This window comes from Streptomyces sp. NPDC056503, assembly GCF_042794995.1.
Lineage (GTDB): Bacteria > Actinomycetota > Actinomycetes > Streptomycetales > Streptomycetaceae > Streptomyces.
In genome coordinates, this window is sequence record NZ_JBHTST010000005.1 from 16,048 (window position 1) to 33,587 (window position 17,540).

Below are 17,540 nucleotides of genomic sequence, written 5' to 3' on the forward strand. Positions count from 1 at the left end.
TGGCTCCTGTTCGGCGTCCACACGCCCTCGCGTGCGGGGGTGGCGCGGTCACCTCGCACTGTAGGGGCGTGGCGGCGCGGGCCGACAGCGCACCGCCGGACGGGCCGCGCCCCGCCGTGGCGCGAAGTGCGCGTTGTTCGGGGCGCGTTCGGAACGTGTCCGGGGCGCTTTCGGGACGTGTCCGGGGCACGTTCGGGGCGTGTCCGGGGCACGTTCGGGGCGTGTCCGGGGCACGTTCGGGGCGTGTCCGGGGCACCGCTCCAGAAGGATCGATCCGTCGCTCCCGTTGACGTGCCCGCAACAGTAAGGAAGCTTTACTGACAACAAACGCCGACCGACCCGCCGCCGTCCGGCAGGAGGAGACGACCCATCATGCGCAGAGCGATTCCGGCCGTGGCCGCGACGGCCCTCGCCGGCCTGATCGCCGCGGGGCTCCTGACCCCGTCGGCCCGGGCCGCCGCCGACACGGCCCCCTCCCCCGCCCTCACCGCCTCGGTCACCCGGGCCAGTGCCTGGAGCACCGGGTACGGCGCCGACGTGACCGTGGCCAACGGCGGGGACACCACGGCGAACGGCTGGACGGTCGAGTTCGACCTGCCGGAGGGCACCTCGGTCAGCAGCCACTGGTCGGCGACGAAGACCCAGAGCGGCCGGCACTACACCTTCACCGCCGTCTCCTGGAACGGCTCGATCGCCCCGGGCGCGACGCAGGGCTTCGGCTTCAACGCCAGCGGCCTCGGCCTGCCGCTCAACTGCACGGTCAACGGCGCCCCGTGCCAGGGCGGCACCCCCACGCCGACCTCGACTCCCACGCCGACCCCCACCCCGACGCCCACACCGACCCCCACCCCCTCCCCCACGGCCACGACTCCGACGCCCACCACGCCGCCGCCCGCCGGCTCCGTCGTCGACGTCGACACCGCCGCGGAGCTCCGTGCCGCGCTCGCCGCGGCGGCGCCCGGGCAGACGATCCGGATGGCCCCCGGCGAGTACCGGGGCTCCTTCGTCGCCCAGCGGCCCGGCGCCGCGGACCGGCCGATCACGCTCACCGGCCCGCGCACCGCCGTGCTCGTCAACGACGGGCCGTCCGGCAGCGGCCCCTCCTGTCCCGTGCCCACCGCCGGCTGGGATCCCGGGTACGGCCTGTGGCTGTACCAGGCGCCCTACTGGAACCTGGAGGGCTTCACCGTCCGGGACTCCAAGAAGGGCGTGGTCGTCGACGCCTCCCCGCACGTGAGGGCGGACGGGCTGTACGTGCACCACGTCGAGGAGGAGGGAGTGCACTTCCGGCGCTCCTCCGCGGACGGCGTGCTCCGCGACTCGACGGTCGAGGAGACGGGCCTGGTCCAGCCGGGGTACGGCGAGGGCGTGTACATCGGCTCGGCGGGCTCCAACTGGGGCTGCCACGGCAACGAGGGCGGCGCCGACCGTTCGGACCGGGTGCTGGTGGAGAACAACCGGATCGGCCCGAACGTCGCCGCCGAGGCCATCGACGTCAAGGAGGGCACCTTCGGCGGCGTGATCCGCGGCAACACCTTCGACGGGCGCGGGATCACCGGCCAGAACTCGGCGGACTCGTGGATCGACGTGAAGGGCGTCGACTACCTCGTCGAGGGCAACACCGGCACCTTCGCCGCGCCGGGCACCTTCGCCAACGGATACGAGACCCACAACCCGGCCACCACGCCGGCCTTCCCGAACGGCTGCGGCAACGTCTGGCGCGGCAACTCCTCGGATCTGGGCGGGGTGGGCGCGTACGCCGTCCGGATCACCTCGACGTCCAAGTGCCCGGGCCGGCTCAACGTCGTGCACGCCTCGAACACGGTGCGGGGCGCCACCGCGGGGCTCACCAACATCGCGGTCACGCCGTGAGGTCCGGCTCCCCGTAGGGCTCGAACCAGTGCCGGTCGAAGTACCGGGCCGTGGAGAAGGGGTGGTGCGGGTCGGTGAGCACGCGGTACAGGAACTCGGTGACCGTGCCGTCGAACCGGACCCAGGAGTCGAAGTCCTCCTCGACGGCGAGGACCGGCCAGCGGTCGGGGTCGCCGCCCTCGGTGAGCCAGTAGAACGTGGCGGCCTGCTCCGTGTCCCCCCACTGGAGCAGGCCGCCGGGCGCCGGATACACCGCGTACGGCTCCCACAGCGCGCCACCGTGCGCGCGCACGTGCCCGGCCAGCCGGAACGCGTTCCCGGTGAGGTCCGACCCGCGGGCGTCGGAGCCGGGAACGTACAGCCGGAGGTAGTCGTCGAAGGCGCCCTCGCCGAAGACCTCGGCGAGCTGCTTGTAGTCGACGGGGAGCGCCGTGCCGAGCCGGGCCTCGACGTCCGCCCAGTCGACCGCGTGGCGGGGCGCGGCGAGGTCCCGGCCGGTCGTGGCGACGATCCCGCCCAGCCAGGTGGAGCCCTCGGGAACCTCGGCGCCCGGACCGCGGCCCTCCGCGACCAGCAGCACGGGCACGCCGCCGAGCGGCCCCCGTACGGTTCCGAAGCCGATCCACCGTCCGCCGTGGGACCAGCCCCGCATGGCGACGATCCGGTCCCCGAAGGGGGCGAGCAGCGGCAGGCCGGTGTGGACGGTGACGGTCGGGTCGGCGTACCCGTCCCTCGCGAGGTTCCGCGCCCGCCCGTACCGCTCGACGAGCGCCCGCCGGAGGGCGTCGAGGGCGACCTCCCCGGCGGGCGCCGTCAGACAGACGTGGCCGTCCGGGTGGCCGGGCTCCCGGCAGCGGAGCTCGTCGGTGTCGGCCCAGGCCCTGCGGTGCAGCCGGGCGAGGAGTTCGGCGGGGGCTTCGTCGTGCTCGTGCGGCAGGTTCACGCCCGGCATGCAACCAGAGGCCACTGACAACGCCGCCCCCGCCCCGGCCCTCGACCACGGTCGGGCCCGCCCTCGCCCCCGCCCGGCCGGGCCCGGCTCGGCTCGGCCCAGACCGCCCCGGACCGGCCCGGACCGACCCCGCCCGGCCCGGCTCGGCCCGGAGGACAGACAGACGGGTGACGTGCGTGCGCGTCGGGTCCCCGCCGCGCCGCGCCGCCATCGGCCCGGCCGATACTCCGGCCATGAGACCAGCCCGTCCGCTGTCCGGTTCGCTCTCCCGCTCGCCGTCCGGTTCGGCGTCCCGCCCGCTGTCCCGGAAGCGCCTCGCCGCCCTCACCGCGATCCTCGCCCTCACCGCCCTCGTCTCCCCCGCGGCCGGTCAGGCGGCCTCCGCGGTCCCCTCCGCCGGCCCGGCCGGTGGCGACGGTCGCGGCCACCCCTGCGTCGCCTCGGAGGTGCCGGGCCACGGCCCGGCCCGGGAGGTGGCGCGGATCGCGGAGCGCGCCAAGACCGAGCTGGGGCTCAAGTCGGTGATCGTGCGCGTCACCGACGGCGACCGCGAGGTCGTCACCACCGCGCTCGGCGAGTCGATGACCGGGGTCCCGGCCGACCCCGCGATGCACTTCAGGAACGGGAACATCGCGATCAGCTACATGGGCACCGCCCTGCTGCGCCTGGTCGACCAGGGCAGGGTCGGGCTCGACGACCCGGTCTCGCGCTGGCTGCCGGAGCTGCCGGACGGCGACCGGATCACGCTGCGGATGCTCGCCGCCTCCACCACCGGTCTCGTCGACTACGTCCGGCTCCCCACCTTCCAACAGGCCGTGGTGGCGAACCCGTTCCGCCAGTGGACCGCCCGCGAACTGGTCGACCTCGCCACGGACGAGGACCGTTGGTACGAGCCGGGAACCAACTGGAGCTACTCGCACGCCAACTTCGTCCTCCTCGGCGCCGCCCTGGAGAAGATCACCGGTACCCGGCTCGACGTGCTGCTGCGCCGCCAGGTGCTGCGGCCGCTGGGGCTGTCCGAGACCCGCAACGGTTTCACCCCGGCCATCCCGGAGCCCGTCCTGCACGCCTTCACCGCCGACCGCGGCACCTACGAGGAGTCCTCCTTCTGGAACCCCTCGTGGACCACCGCGCCCGGCGCCGTGCAGACCACCGACATCTGCGACCTCGCCGCCTCGGCCGGCGGCATCGGCTCCGGCCGGCTCCTCTCCCCGGCCTCGTACCGCGAGCTGCTGGATCCCGGGACGGTCGGCCTCGGCCACGCCACCCGGAAGTGCCCGGCCACGGTCTGCCTCGCCCAGACCGAGCGGACCCACTACGGCCTCGGCGTGCTCGTCCTCGGCGACTGGATCGCCCAACACCCGCTGTTCTTCGGCTACTCGGCGTCCCAGGCGTACCTCCCCTCCTCGCGCCTCGCCATCGCCGTCTCGACGACCCTGAGCCCGGGTTCCGCGAGCGGGCACACCGCCCACGTCATCACCCAGCGCATCGCCGCCGCCCTGGCCCCCGACCACCCCATCCCCGACTTCGGCTGATCCGGTTGGCCGCGCGGGGTCGGCCGGAAGACGCCCGACAGGGTCGCGGCGTGCCGGGCCGCGGTGGCGAACTCGCCCTAGGTCCGGCTCCGTTCGCCACAGACGAGGGCCTCCTTGGTGCCGGCCGCGCGAACGGCTCCGCCCAGCGGGGCGCAGAGGTGCGTCACGTTCTCCCGGTGTGCCCGGGCCGGGGGAGCCGACCGTGGCGGGAAACTCTGAATGGTGGTTCACTTCTTTCATGGCCTACCGCAAGACCCCCGCCGAGATCCGCCGGCTCGAAGCCGCCCGGGAGCACCTGGTCGCCTGCGCCACCTCGGTCGTCGCCGAGGTGGGCTGGTCCCAGGCGTCCGTGACGGCGGTCGCCGACGCCGCCGGAATCGCGGCCGGCTCCGTCTACCAGCACTTCCCGTCCAAGGCGGCGCTCGCCGTGGAGGTCTTCCGGCGCGCCGCCGGGCGCGAGGTGGAGGTCCTCGGCGAGGTGCTGGCCACGCCCGGCGATCCCGTCGAGCGGCTGAGCCGCGGCATCCAGGTCTTCGCCCGCCGGGCCCTGGAGAACCGCGGGCTCGCCTACGCCCTGCTCGCCGCCCCGGCCGAGCCCGCCGTCGGCGCCGAGCGCCTCGACTTCCGGCGCCGCTACCGCGCCCTCTTCGCCGAGGTGGTGCGGGAGGGCATCGCGGAGGGGGCGCTGCCGGAGCAGAACGGCGAGATCACCGCCGCCGCGCTCACCGGCGCGATCGGCGAGGTCCTGGTCGACCCGCTCGGCACCCCCGGCGCGACCACCACCGACGCCCTCCTCGCCGAGCTCACCGCGATGGCGCTGCGCTGCGCGGGCGCCCCCGCGCCGTAGAGCGTCGCCGTTTCCGCCGTAGAACGTCGCCGATTCCGCCGTCCCTCACGGAACGCCGTCGTGACCGCCGCCGCAGACCAGCGCCGCACCACCCCCGCACCGCCCCCGTACCGACCCGCCTTCCGGAGGAGCGAACACCGTGACCACAACTCCCGGCTCCGACACCACCACCGCCGAGGCCGCGCCCCAGAGCCGTCCCACCGCCGTGACGCACGCCGTCACCAACCAGACCCCGCCGCTCACCGGCCACGACGCCGCCGCCGACCCCGTGCTGCTCGAAGGCGTCGAGCGGGAGGGCGCCGGCTGGCACCTGGAGGACCTGCACCGCCTCGGCCGCGTCGTCGCCGGCGAGGAGGCCCAGCACTGGGCCGACCAGGCCAACCGCAACGAGCCCGAACTGCGCACCCACGACCGGTACGGCAACCGGATAGACGAGGTCGAGTTCCACCCGGCCTACCACCGGCTCATGGACCTCTCCGTGAGCGAGGGCATCGCCGGCGCCGCCTGGGCCGACGAGCGGCCCGGCGCCCATGTCGCACGCGCCGGCAGCTTCATGCTCGCCACCATGCTGGAGCCGGGCCACCTGTGCCCGGTCTCGATGACGTACGCGGTCGTCCCCGCGCTGCGCCACTCCCCCGAGCTCGCGAAGACGTACGTGCCGCTGCTCACCAGCCGGTCGTACGACCCCGGGCTGCGCACCCCGACGGAGAAGCGCGGGCTGCTCGCCGGGATGGGCATGACCGAGAAGCAGGGCGGCAGCGACGTCCGCGCCAACACCACCACCGCCACCGAACTCCCGGACGGCACCTGGCGGTTGCGCGGTCACAAGTGGTTCACCAGCGCGCCGATGAACGACCTCTTCCTCGTCCTCGCCCAGGCGCCCGGCGGCCTCTCCTGCTTCCTCGTCCCGCGCGTGCTGCCCGACGGCGGCCGCAACACCTTCCGCATCCAGCGGCTCAAGGACAAGCTCGGCAACCGCTCCAACGCCAGCAGCGAGCCGGAGTTCGACGACACGGTGGCGTGGCTGGTCGGCACCGAGGGCAAGGGCGTGCGGACCATCATCGACATGGTCACGATGACCCGTCTGGACTGTGTGCTCGGCTCCGCCGCCGGCATCCGCGGCGCGCTCGCCCAGGCGGCCCACCACGCCCGCCACCGCTCGGTGTTCGGCGCGACGCTGATCGACCAGCCGCTGATGCGCAACGTCCTCGCCGACCTGGCGCTCGAGTCGGAGGCGGCCACCACGCTCGGCCTGCGCCTCGCCGGCGCCGCCGACCGTGCCCGCCTCGGCGACGAGGGCGAGCGCGCCTTCCTCCGCCTGGCCACCACCGTCGGCAAGTACTGGGTCTGCAAGCGGCAGCCCGCGGCGGTCGCCGAGGCCCTGGAATGCCTCGGCGGCAACGGGTACGACGAGGCGTCGGGCATGCCGCGCATGTACCGCGAGGCACCGCTCAACAGCATCTGGGAGGGCTCCGGAAACGTCGGCGCCCTCGACCTGCTGCGCGCCCTGGCCCGCGAACCGGAGGCCCTGGAGGCCTTCCGTACGGAGGTCGGGGCGGCGTCCGGAGCGGACCGGCGGCTCGACGCGGCCTGGACCGCCCTCCAGGGCGAGCTGCGCCTCACCGAGGACGCCCCGCTGCGCGCCCGCCGGGTCGCCGAGCGGGCCGCGCTGGTCCTCCAGGGCTCGCTCCTGGTCCGGCACGCCCCGCCCGCGGTCGCCGACGCGTTCTGCGCGTCGCGCCTCTCCGGCGACCAGGGCCTCGCCTTCGGCACCCTCCCGCCGGGCACGGACTTCGCGGGCCTGCTGTCGCGCCTGCCGGTCTGACAGGCGCCCCGGCCCGACGGCCCGGCTCACACGCCCCTGCCCGACACCCCTCGCCCCCGTCCTCGCCCTTGCCCCCGCCCCCGGAAATTTCCCGCGGCGGGGGCGAATCCTTTCCGGGACCCGCCGTCTCTTATCCGCGTACCGGCCGACAGGGCCGGCCCCACCGGAAGGAGACATCATGCTGATCACCGGCCTCGTCGTCGTCGGAGTCCTGCTCGTCGGAGCGTGCAGTCTGCACCTCATGCGGCGGTACAAGAGCCGCGCCTGATCCGGGCCCGCGCCGCGTGAGCCCGCAGAGTACGAGGAAGAGCCCATGAACCGACCCTTCTCCTGGCCCGACGAACGACTGGTCAAGGCGGCCCAGGACGGCGACGTCGCCTCGCTCACCACCGTCGTCATGGAATCGCAGCCGCACGTGCGGAAGTTCGCCCTGACGCTGTGCGCCTCGCCGCAGGACGCGGAGGACGCGGCGCAGGAGGCGCTGATCATCCTCTACCGGAAGATCGGCACCCTGCGGGCGACCGGGGCGCTCGCCTCCTGGATGTTCCGCATCGTGCGCAACGAATGCCTCCGGCAGGTCCGGCTGCTGGTCTCGCGGGCCGAGGAGCCGGGGGCGGCCGGCCCGGACACGGCGGCCGAACCGTCGGCGGAGGAGGCGGTCCTGCACCGCCTGGAGGCCCGGCGGATCGCCGCCGCCGTCGGGGCCCTCCCCCGCGACCAGCGGCAGGTCCTGATCATGCGGGACGTGCAGGGCCTGCCCGGCCGGACCGTCGCGCACGCGCTCGGCCTGAGCACCGCCGCGATGAAGTCCCGGCTCCACCGGGCCCGCGCCGCCCTCCGCGAGTCCCTGGCGGCACCCGACCGGGCCCCCGGCGAGGCACCCGGCCACGCACCCCGCTGAGCACCCGGCCGCACCCGCCACCCCGCCCGAACCGGACGCCCCGACCGCCCCCGACCCCACCACCTCCCCACCCCCTCCCCCGGCCCCGACCCCGACCCCAGCCCCAGCCCCAGCACCAGCCCCGACGAAGGAGACCCGCGACCGTGAACACCCCACCCGTCCTCGACGCCGTCGCCGTGAGGAAGCCCGCCCCGAGCCCCGACTACGCCAGCACGTCCGTCCCTCGCCACCTCGCACGCGGCGCCCTCGGCTTCGGTCTGGTCATCGGCTCGATCGCCCTGGTGCCGGTGGCCGGACCGGTCACCCTCCTCGCCGCCCCGCTGGCCCTGATCGCCTTCCGCGGCTGCCCCACCTGCTGGGCGGTCGGCCTGGCGCAGACGATCTCCCGGGGCCGTCTGGAACGCCGGTGCGTCGACGGCGTCTGCACGCTCGCCAAGGCCCACCCGCACCCCGCCGGGCCCTCGGCGCGGGCGTAAATCCCACCGGTCCGCGGGGGCGGACTGTTAGGCTGGTGGGGACGTTGATCGTGTATCGAGGAGAGCAGCAGACGTGGCGGGTGACGACGACATCTCCGGGTGAGATCCGGATCTGACGGCCACCGGACGCGCCGAGGAGCGCACGCCGGGGTGGCCGGTTCGTCGTACCCAGTACCCCTCTCCCTGTCTGCCCGGGGCGGAGCCGTATCCGCATCCCACGCTCGCCCCCCTCCCTCCCCGCGAGGTCACCTTCATGTCCCACGCCACCGTCGTCTGCTCCGGCCTCTCCTTCTCCTGGCCCGACGACACCCCCGTCTTCGACGACCTGTCCTTCGCCCTGGCCGCCGGCCGCACGGGCCTGGTCGCGCCGAACGGCTCCGGGAAGAGCACCCTCCTGAAGCTGATCGCCGGCGAGCTGCGCCCCGCCTCGGGCTCGGTCACCGTCGGCGGCACCCTCGGGTACCTCCCCCAGACCCTCCCCCTGACCGCCGACCTCACCGTCGCCGACGTGCTCGGCGTCGCCGACGTGATCCGCGCCCTGGACGCCGTCGAGTCCGGCGACGTCGGCGAGGAGCACTTCGCCACCATCGGCGACGACTGGGACATCGAGGAGCGCACCCGGGCCCAGCTCGACCGGCTCGGTCTCGGCGCGCTCGCCCTCGACCGCACCCTCGGCACCCTCAGCGGCGGCCGGATCGTCTCCCTCGGTCTCGCCGCGCAGCTGCTCAAGCGGCCCGACGTCCTGCTGCTCGACGAGCCGACGAACAACCTCGACCTGGAGGCCCGGCACCGGCTGTACGACGCGCTGTCGGACTTCGACGGCCTCCTCCTGGTGGTCGCCCACGACCGGGCGCTGCTCGACCGCATGGACTCCGTCGCCGAACTCGGCGGCTCCCGGCTGCGCCTGTACGGCGGGAACTTCACCGCCTACGAGGAGGCCGTGCGCGCCGAGCAGGAGGTCGCCGAGAAGAACGTGCGCAACGCGGAACAGGACCTGAAGCGCGAGAAGCGGGAGATGCAGCAGGCCCGCGAGCGGGCCGAGCGCCGCGCGAGCAACGCCGCCCGCAACCTCAAGAGCGCCGGTCTGCCCCGTATCTTCGCCGGCACCATGAAGCGGGGTGCCCAGGAGTCCGCCGGCCGGGCCGGGCAGACCCACGCCTCCCGGGTCGGCGAGGCCCAGGCCCGGCTCGACGAGGCCGGGCGGACGCTCCGGGACGAGCAGCGGCTGGTCCTGGACCTGCCCGACACCCAGGTCCCCGCCGGGCGCGACCTGTTCCTCGGGGAGGGGATGCGGGTACGGCACGACGGGCGGGACCTGTTCGGCCCCGGCGGTGTCGACCTGTCCGTGCGGGGTCCCGAGCGGATCGCGCTCACCGGCCCCAACGGCTCGGGGAAGACCACCCTGATGAGGATCGTCGCGGGTGAACTCGTCCCGGACGGCGGGGAGATCAGGCGGGGCGACGTCCGTGTCGCCGTCCTCTCGCAGCGCCTGGACCTGCTGGACCCGGAGCGGACGGTGGCGGAGAACTTCGCCGCGTTCGCGCCCGAACGGCCCGAGGCGGAGCGGATGAACCTGCTCGCGCGCTTCCTCTTCCGGGGCGCCCGGGCCCATCTGCCGGTCGGGGTCCTGTCGGGCGGCGAGCGGCTCCGGGCCACCCTCGCCTGTGTGCTGTGCGCCGAACCGGCCCCCCAGCTGCTGCTGCTCGACGAACCGACCAACAACCTGGACCTGCTCAGCGTGGGCCAGCTGGAGGGCGCGCTGCGGTCCTACCGGGGCGCGTTCATGGTGGTGAGCCACGACCAGCGGTTCCTCACCGAGATCGGGGTGGACCGCTGGCTGCGGCTGGAGGGTGGCACGCTGCGGACCACGGGGGCGCCCGAGGGGGCCGCCACCGGGGCCTCCACGACCTGGACCGCAGCCTGGTAGGAAACCTTCCTATCCGCTAGCATCCCGGCAGCGGCCCGGCGCGGCGGCCCTCCCCGAGGGACGTGACGCGCTCAGTGAGAGCTCTGACCCGGCCGCCGAGCACCACCCGTCGTGTGGCGTCCCGAACGCCACGCGGTCGGTCGTCCGCGCCCATGTCCCAGGGCGCGGACGGCCCCCACCGTGGTGCCCCGGCACGGTGTCCGGCTCTCCCCTCTCCTCAGGCCAGGGAGTCCAGGTATGCGCCTGCTCGCCTCCGCCCCACCCCGTCGCACCACGACCACTCCCCTCTCCCTCGTCCTCGCCGGCGTGCTGCTGCTCGTCGGCGGGCTCCTCCTCGCCCTCCCGGACCGGGCCGGCGCCGCCGCCGACACCCTGATCTCCCAGGGGCGTCCGGCCACCTCGTCCTCCGTCGAGGACAGCACCTTCGGACCGGAGAAGGCCTTCGACGGCGACTCCGCCACCCGCTGGGCCAGCGCCGAGGGCGTCGACCCGCAGTGGCTCCGCGTCGACCTCGGCCCGTCCGCCACCGTCTCCCGCGTCAAGCTCGTCTGGGAGGCGGCCTACGCCAAGGCGTACCGCGTCGAGATCTCCGCCGACGGCACCACCTGGACCCGCCTCGCCACCGAGACCGCGGGGAACGGCGGCACCGACGACTGGACCGGACTCGCCGGCCAGGGCCGTCACCTGCGCGTCCACGGGACGGCGCGCGGCACCTCGTACGGCTACTCGCTCTACACGGTGGAGGTGTACGGCACCACCGGCACGACTCCCCCGCCCACCGGTTCCTTCACGGTCGTCGCGGCCGGTGACATCGCGGCCCAGTGCACGGCCTCCAGCAGTTCCTGCGCCCACCCGAAGACGGCGGCCCTCGCCCAGCGGATCGCCCCGTCCTTCTACCTGACGATGGGTGACAACCAGTACGACGACGCCCTGCTGTCCGACTTCCGCGCCTACTACGACAAGAGCTGGGGCGTCTTCAAGGCGAAGACCCGGCCCGTCCCCGGCAACCACGAGACGTACGACCCGGCCGGCTCCCTCGCCGGCTACAAGGCGTACTTCGGCGCGATCGCCTACCCGCAGGGCAAGCCGTACTACAGCTACGACCAGGGCAACTGGCACTTCGTCGCCCTCGACTCCAACTCCTTCGACGACGCCGCGCAGATCCAGTGGCTCAAGGACGACCTCGCGCGGAACACCAAGGGCTGCCTCGCCGCCTACTTCCACCACCCGCTGTACTCGTCCGGCGGGCACGGCAACGACCCCGTCTCCCAGCCCGTCTGGAAGATCCTGTACGCCGCCAAGGCCGATCTCGTGCTCAACGGCCACGACCACCACTACGAGCGCTTCGCCCCGCAGGACGCCGACGGGCGGGCCACCGCCGACGGCATCGTCGAGATCGTCGGCGGCATGGGCGGCGCCGAGCCGTACGACATCGAGACCGTCCAGCCCCACAGCCAGAAGCGGATCAGCGGCCCGTACGGCGTGCTGAAGCTGGACCTCACCGACACCACCTACACCTGGCAGTACGTCGGCACCGACGACCAGGTCAAGGACTCCGCCCCGACCTACACCTGTCACTGATGTACCTCGCGACCACCGGTCGCCCGGACGCGCCGCCCGCCCCCTCGGGGGTCCGGCGGCGCGTTCCCGGCACCGTCCTCGCCCTCGGGGCGGTCAGCCTCGTCACCGACGTCTCCTCGGAGATGGTGACCGCCGTCCTGCCGCTCTACCTGGTCCTCGGACTCGGCCTCTCCCCCCTCCAGTTCGGGCTGCTCGACGGCCTCTCGACCGGCGCCACCGCCCTCGTGCGGCTCCTGGGCGGCGCCACCGCCGACCGCGGCGGGCGCCACAAGGCGGTCGGCGGCCTCGGCTACGCCCTCTCCGCCCTCTCCCGGCTCGGCCTCCTGCTCGCCGGCGGCGCGACCGGCGGGATCGCCGGGGCCATCGCCGCCGACCGGCTCGGCAAGGGCGTCCGCACCGCCCCGCGCGACGCCCTGATCACCCTGCACAGCCCGCCCGGGGAGCTGGGCCGCGCCTTCGGCGTCCACCGCGCCATGGACACGACCGGCGCCCTCCTCGGCCCCCTCGCCGCCTTCGCCCTGCTGTGGGCGACGGCCGACGCGTACGACGCCGTCTTCGCCGTCGGCTTCTGCGTCGGCGCCTTCGGCGTCCTGCTCTGGCTGCTGCTCGTCCCCGGCCGCGCCCGCGACACCACCCCGCGGCCCGGTCCTCCGGCGGCGCCACGCGCGCGTGCCGGGCTCCTCGCCGTCCTCCGCTCGCCCGGCCACCGCCGGATCGTGCTGTGCGCCGGGCTCCTCGGCGCCGCCACCGTCGGCGACTCCTTCCTCTACCTGCTGCTCCAGCGCCGGCTGGAGCTCGATCCGACGTGGTTCCCCTTCCTGCCGCTCGGCGCCGCCGCCGTCTTCCTGCTGCTCGCCGTCCCGGCCGGCCGGCTCGCCGACCGGTTCGGCCGGCGCGGCCCCCTGCTGTACGGGCACGGGGCCCTCCTCCTCGCCTACGGCCTGCTGCTCGTCCCGCTGCCCGACGCCGTCGTCCTCCCCGGCGTCCTCGCCCTGCTCGGCACGTTCTACGCCGCGACCGACGGCGTCCTGATGGCGCTGACCGGCCCCTTCCTCACCGAGGGGCGGCAGGCGAGCGGGCTCGCCCTCGTCCAGACCGCCCAGGCGCTGGCCCGCGTCGGCGCCGCCGTCGCCTTCGGCGCCCTGTGGACGGCGAGCGGCCCGGAGACCGCGCTCACCGCCGCCCTCGTCGCGCTCGCCGCCGCCGTCTGCTGCTCGGCGCGCCTTCTCCCCCGGGACCCCGCCGCCGCGGGCACCGCCCCCGAGCCCTCCGAGAGGACCGACTGACCCATGTCCGCCCCGACCGGCGCCTCCGCCCGTACCCGCGTGGGGATCATCGTCCTGGCGCTCCTGCTGCTCGGCGGCGGGGCGACCGCCTACACCCTGCGGGCGGCCTCGGGCCGGGCGGCCGCCACCGGCCGCCCGGCCGAGCCCGGCTTCACCCTGGACGGCGGGGCCGGCGCGCTCTACGCCCGGGACTCCGTGACCGGCCGCGTCGCCCGCGTCGACCCGGCGGCGCCCGGTGGCCGGGTGGCGCGCGGCCCGGCCTGCGACCGCTTCCACGCGGCCGGGAACACCGCCCTCTGCCTCCAGCGGCGGCCGGGCGTCCCGGCCCGCTCGTACGCGATCGTGCTCGACCGGCGGCTGCGCGAGGTGCGCCGGATCGGCCTGCCGGGCATCCCGAGCCGGGCCCGGGTCTCCGCCTCCGGGTCGCTGCTCGCCTGGACGATGTTCGCCACCGGCGACTCGTACGCCCGCTCGTCCTTCTCCACCCGCACCTCCGTCCTCGATCTGCGCACCGGCTATCTGGTGAAGAACATCGAGCAGATCCCGCTGACCCTCGGCGGCCGCCGCCACCACGCCCCCGACGTCAACTACTGGGGCGTGACCTTCGCCGCCGACGACAACCGCTTCTACGCCACCGTCTCCACGGGGGGCCGGACCCGTCTCGTCGAGGGCGACCTGGCGGCGTGGTCCGCCCGGGCCCTCCGCGAGAACGTCGAGTGCCCGTCCCTCTCCCCCGACGGCACCCGGATCGCGTTCAAGAAGCGGGTCTCCGAGGGACCGCGCGAGCCGTGGCGGCTGTACGTCCTCGACCTGGCCACCGGCCGCGAGCACCCGGTCGCGGAGCGCCGGGGCTTCGACGACCAGGCCCTGTGGACGGACGCGCGGACCCTCGCGTACGGATACGGCGGAGGGATCTGGTCGGTCCCCGCCGACGGCACCGGTTCCCCCCGTCTCCTGGCCGGACGGGCCTCCTCCCCGTCCCTCGCGACGGTGCCCTCCGCCCCCTGACGGAGCCTCCGCCGCCGGCCGGGTCGGAAAGATGGGGGACGTGCCCCCATGTCCCGGGTCCGCCCCCCGGGACAGCATGGGTGCGGCACGGCGACCGGTCGGTCCGGGACCGCGGAGGAGGAGCGATGGCGGCTGAGGAGAGGCGGGACGGGGTGGACGGCGTCCGGAACCGTCCGAGGCCGCCCGCGGGCGCCGGTGACGGCGCGGGCCTCCCCCAGGAGCGGCACGACCGGCCGGACCCGGCCGGCGGGGAGGCCGGACGGCTCCCGTTCGGGGACGAGCGCTGGTGGCGGCGCGGCACGGTCGCCCGCCCGGCGGGGCAGGAGCCGGGCCGGTACGCGGAGCCCTCGCCGGCCGAGCCGCCGGACTGGGCCGAGTTCACCCTGCGGGTGGTACGGACCGCGCCGGAGGAGGCCGTGGTCCCCGAGGGGGACCACCCCGGCCTCACCGGGTTCGAGCGGGTGCTGGAGCCGTTCGCCGCCTGCGCCGGTGAGCGGCTGCTGACGGCGGTGCCGGAGTCCGTACGGGCCGTGGTGGACCTTCCCGCCGTCCGCGCCGACCTGGAGCGTCACCTCCGTCGCCGGCTGGCCCGCATGGCCGCCCGCACCCTGGTGCTCGAACTCCACGAGGCGCGCGGCGCGGGACGGCTGGACGGTGCCGATCCCCGGGCCCGGTACCGGGACTTCCTCCGGCGCACCGCCACGCGCGGCGGTCTCACGGCGCTGCTCACCGGCCGGCCGGTGCTGGCGCGGATCCTCTCCCGGGCGAGCCTCGACGCGGCCGACGCCCTCGCCGAGATGCTGGGGCGGCTGGCCGACGACCTCCCCGCCGTGTCCGGCGGCCTGCTGGACGGGAGTCCGGGGCGGCTGACGGGTGTCGAGCCGGGGGCCGGGGACGGGCACGGGGGCGGCCGTTCCGTGATGCTGCTCCGCTTCGAGGGCGGCGCCCGGCTGGTCTACAAGCCGCGTCCGATCGCCGTGCACCGCCACTTCAACGAACTCGTGGCGTGGTTCAACGGGCTGCCGGGCGCGGTGGACCTGAGGACGCTCCGGCTGGTCGACCGGGAGCGCTACGGGTGGGTGGAGTTCGTCGAGGCGCGGGGCTGCGCGGAGCCGGCGGAGGTCGAGGCGTTCTACCGCCGCCAGGGGGTGCTGCTGTCGCTGCTGCACGTGCTCGACGGGACCGACCTGCACCACGAGAACCTGATCGCCGTCGGGGAGCACCCGGTCCTGGTCGACCTGGAGACGCTGTTCCACCCGCCGCTGACGGGAGCCGGCACCGACGACCCGGCCGCGCGCGCCCTGCACGACTCGGTGTACCGCGTCGGACTGCTGCCGCAGCTGCTCGTCGGGGACGACAGCGCGCTGGACGTGTCCGGGGTGGGCGGGGGCCGGCAGGCGGTCTCCCCCGTGGTCCGCGCCGACTGGGCCGACGCCGGCACCGACACCATGCGCCTGGTGCGCCGGGCCGGGACCATGGCCGAGTCCGCCAACCGGCCGCGGCTGGACGGGGAGCCCGCCGAGCCGGGCGCCCATGTCGAGGCGATGTGCGCCGGGTTCCGCGCCGGGTACACGGCGATCAGCCGGGCCCGTGAGGAACTGCTGCGGCCCGGCGGCCCGTTGGAGTCCTTCGCCGGGGACGAGGTGCGGGTGGTGGCGCGCCCGACCTGGGTCTACACCATGCTGCTCGACGAGTCGACCCATCCCGATCTGCTGGCGGACGCCGCGGCACGGCACCGGATCCTGGAGACGCTCCGCACCGACCGGCTCGGTGCGGCCGCCTTCCCCGGTCTGGAGGACGACGAGCTCGGCCAGCTGTGGGCGGGTGACGTGCCGCTCTTCACCGCCCGCCCGGGCCGTGCCCGTCTGGGGGGCGCCGGCGGGCGGCCGACGGCGGTGGAGACGGACCGGCCCGGGCTCGCCCGGGTCCGGGAGCGGATCGCCGCCCTCGACACGGTGGACCGGCAGGACCAGGAGTGGATCGTCCGGGCCGCGATGGCGACCTCCGCGCGGGAGCCCGCGCACCGCCCGCCCGGCAGTCGGCGGGCCCGTACGGCGGACTACGCCCCCGAGCCGGAACGGCTCCTGTCGGCCGCCCGGTCCGTGGGGGACCAGCTGGTGTCCCAGGCCTACCGGAGCGCGGGGCGCACGAACTGGATCGGTCTGGAGCTGCTGGACGAGCGGTACTGGCGGATCGGCCCGATGGCCGCGGACCTGGCGGGCGGCTACACCGGACCGGCCCTGTTCCTGGCCCAGTTGGCCGCGCTGACCGGGGCGGCCCACTACGCGGACGCGGCCCGTACGGCCCTCGCGCCCGTCCCCGGGCTCCTGGACGCGCTGCACGAACACCCCGACAACCTGGGCGTGGTGGGTTCCGGGGCGTTCTCCGGGCTCGGCGGCATCGCCTACGCCCTGGCCGAGACGGCCCGGCTGCTCGACGACCCGTCGGTCGGCGAGTGGGTCGCGCCGGCCCTGCGGCTGACCGGCGCGGCGGCCCTGTCCGAGCGGGAGCACGGTTTCTGCTCGGGCACCGCCGGTGGTCTCGTCGCCCTGCTGGCCGGGCACCGCGCCACCGGCGGGGCGGAGACCTGGCGGGCCGCCCGTGCCTGCGCCGACCGGCTCGTCGACCTGGTCGCCGGAGCGGAGCTCCGGGGGCGGCGCGACGTCGCGGCGGGGGCCGCGGGGGTGGGCTGGGCGCTGCTGCGGTTCGCGGAGGCGGGGGGCGGTGAGCGCCCCCGGCGGGCGGGCCTGGCCGCGCTGCGGGAGGCGGTCGGCGGGGAGCCGGACGGCCGCCCCGGAGCCTGGTGCCGGGGACGCGCCGGGATCGCGCTCGCGGTGGTGGACGGTCCGGGCGCCCTGGACGACCCGCTCCTGGCCGGCTGGGCGCGGGAGACCGCCGAGGCGGCGGCCCGCGGCGGGCCGTCCGGGGACGACAGCCTCTGCCACGGGGAGACGGGACTTCTCGAACTGCTCGGCCACGGCGCGCTGCCGGAGGCGCGGCCGCACTGGGTGCGGCGGGCCGGCGCGCTGCTCGCGGCGGTCGAGGAGGCGGGTCCGGTGTGCGGCACCCCGGACCGGGTGGCGCATCCCGGCCTGCTGACCGGGCTCGCGGGGGTGGGGCACGGTCTGCTCAGGGCCGGGTTCCCCGACCAGGTGCCGCCTGCGCTGCTCCTGCGTCCGGCGGGGCGGCCGGTGCCTCCGGGCCCGGCGCGGGGCGGGGCGGTACCGGCCCTTCACGCCGCCCGCTGACCGCGCCCGCCGGCCGCGGGAGGGGCGGCGGGGAGGCACGGGCGGAGCGCCCGTGCGGGAGACCACGAAGACGTCCAGCACA

Annotated in this window: 12 protein-coding genes; 11 read left to right on the forward strand and 1 reads right to left on the reverse strand. The window is 75.6% G+C overall.

All coding sequences use genetic code 11. The features are described 5' to 3' along the window. Positions 1–372: 372 nt before the first annotated feature. On the forward strand, positions 373–1,872 hold the full coding sequence (locus ACFQ8C_RS02365; protein WP_383451428.1) for a cellulose binding domain-containing protein: 1,500 nt from the start codon (positions 373–375) through the stop codon (positions 1,870–1,872). On the opposite strand, the gene ACFQ8C_RS02370 is transcribed toward ACFQ8C_RS02365, so the two are convergent. Next, complete coding sequence (locus ACFQ8C_RS02370; protein WP_383451430.1) at positions 1,862–2,815, reverse strand: hypothetical protein; 954 nt, start codon at positions 2,813–2,815, stop codon at positions 1,862–1,864. The genes ACFQ8C_RS02365 and ACFQ8C_RS02370 overlap by 11 nt on opposite strands. Positions 2,816–3,057: 242 nt before the next feature. Here ACFQ8C_RS02370 and ACFQ8C_RS02375 point away from each other — a divergent pair, with 242 nt between their 5' ends. The 10 genes from ACFQ8C_RS02375 to ACFQ8C_RS02420 all read left to right on the forward strand — a co-directional run bounded on the left by ACFQ8C_RS02375 (position 3,058) and on the right by ACFQ8C_RS02420 (position 17,458). Next, complete coding sequence (locus tag ACFQ8C_RS02375; RefSeq protein WP_383451432.1) at positions 3,058–4,359, forward strand: serine hydrolase domain-containing protein; 1,302 nt, start codon at positions 3,058–3,060, stop codon at positions 4,357–4,359. A 238-nt stretch (positions 4,360–4,597) separates the two neighbouring features. Next, the gene (locus ACFQ8C_RS02380; RefSeq protein ID WP_383451434.1) at positions 4,598–5,206 is read left to right on the forward strand and encodes a TetR/AcrR family transcriptional regulator; all 609 of its coding nucleotides are present in this window, start codon (positions 4,598–4,600) and stop codon (positions 5,204–5,206) included. 205 nt (positions 5,207–5,411) lie between these two features. Further along, positions 5,412–7,031, forward strand: a complete 1,620-nt coding sequence (locus ACFQ8C_RS02385) for an acyl-CoA dehydrogenase family protein (protein ID WP_383451596.1) — start codon at positions 5,412–5,414, stop codon at positions 7,029–7,031. A gap of 415 nt (positions 7,032–7,446) precedes the next feature. Beyond that, positions 7,447–7,932, forward strand: a complete 486-nt coding sequence (locus ACFQ8C_RS02390) for an RNA polymerase sigma factor (RefSeq protein ID WP_383451598.1) — start codon at positions 7,447–7,449, stop codon at positions 7,930–7,932. Between the two features lie 143 nt (positions 7,933–8,075). Beyond that, on the forward strand, positions 8,076–8,408 hold the full coding sequence (locus ACFQ8C_RS02395; RefSeq protein ID WP_383451436.1) for a hypothetical protein: 333 nt from the start codon (positions 8,076–8,078) through the stop codon (positions 8,406–8,408). A gap of 253 nt (positions 8,409–8,661) precedes the next feature. Then, positions 8,662–10,335 (forward strand): ABC-F family ATP-binding cassette domain-containing protein, encoded by a 1,674-nt coding sequence (locus tag ACFQ8C_RS02400; protein WP_383451438.1) that lies wholly within the window; start codon positions 8,662–8,664, stop codon positions 10,333–10,335. A gap of 237 nt (positions 10,336–10,572) precedes the next feature. Continuing rightward, entirely contained in the window at positions 10,573–11,916 is a 1,344-nt protein-coding gene (locus tag ACFQ8C_RS02405) for a discoidin domain-containing protein (protein ID WP_383451440.1), read from the forward strand. After that, positions 11,916–13,202 carry an MFS transporter gene (locus tag ACFQ8C_RS02410; RefSeq protein WP_383451442.1) on the forward strand — a complete coding sequence of 429 codons (1,287 nt, stop codon included), beginning with the start codon at positions 11,916–11,918 and terminating at the stop codon, positions 13,200–13,202. The genes ACFQ8C_RS02405 and ACFQ8C_RS02410 overlap by 1 nt, the downstream gene beginning before the upstream one ends. A 3-nt stretch (positions 13,203–13,205) precedes the next feature. Further along, positions 13,206–14,210: a hypothetical protein gene (locus ACFQ8C_RS02415; protein WP_383451444.1), complete on the forward strand. Its 1,005-nt coding sequence runs from the start codon at positions 13,206–13,208 to the stop codon at positions 14,208–14,210. A gap of 125 nt (positions 14,211–14,335) precedes the next feature. Continuing rightward, complete coding sequence (locus tag ACFQ8C_RS02420; RefSeq protein ID WP_383451446.1) at positions 14,336–17,458, forward strand: type 2 lanthipeptide synthetase LanM family protein; 3,123 nt, start codon at positions 14,336–14,338, stop codon at positions 17,456–17,458. The last annotated feature ends 82 nt before the right edge of the window (positions 17,459–17,540 follow it).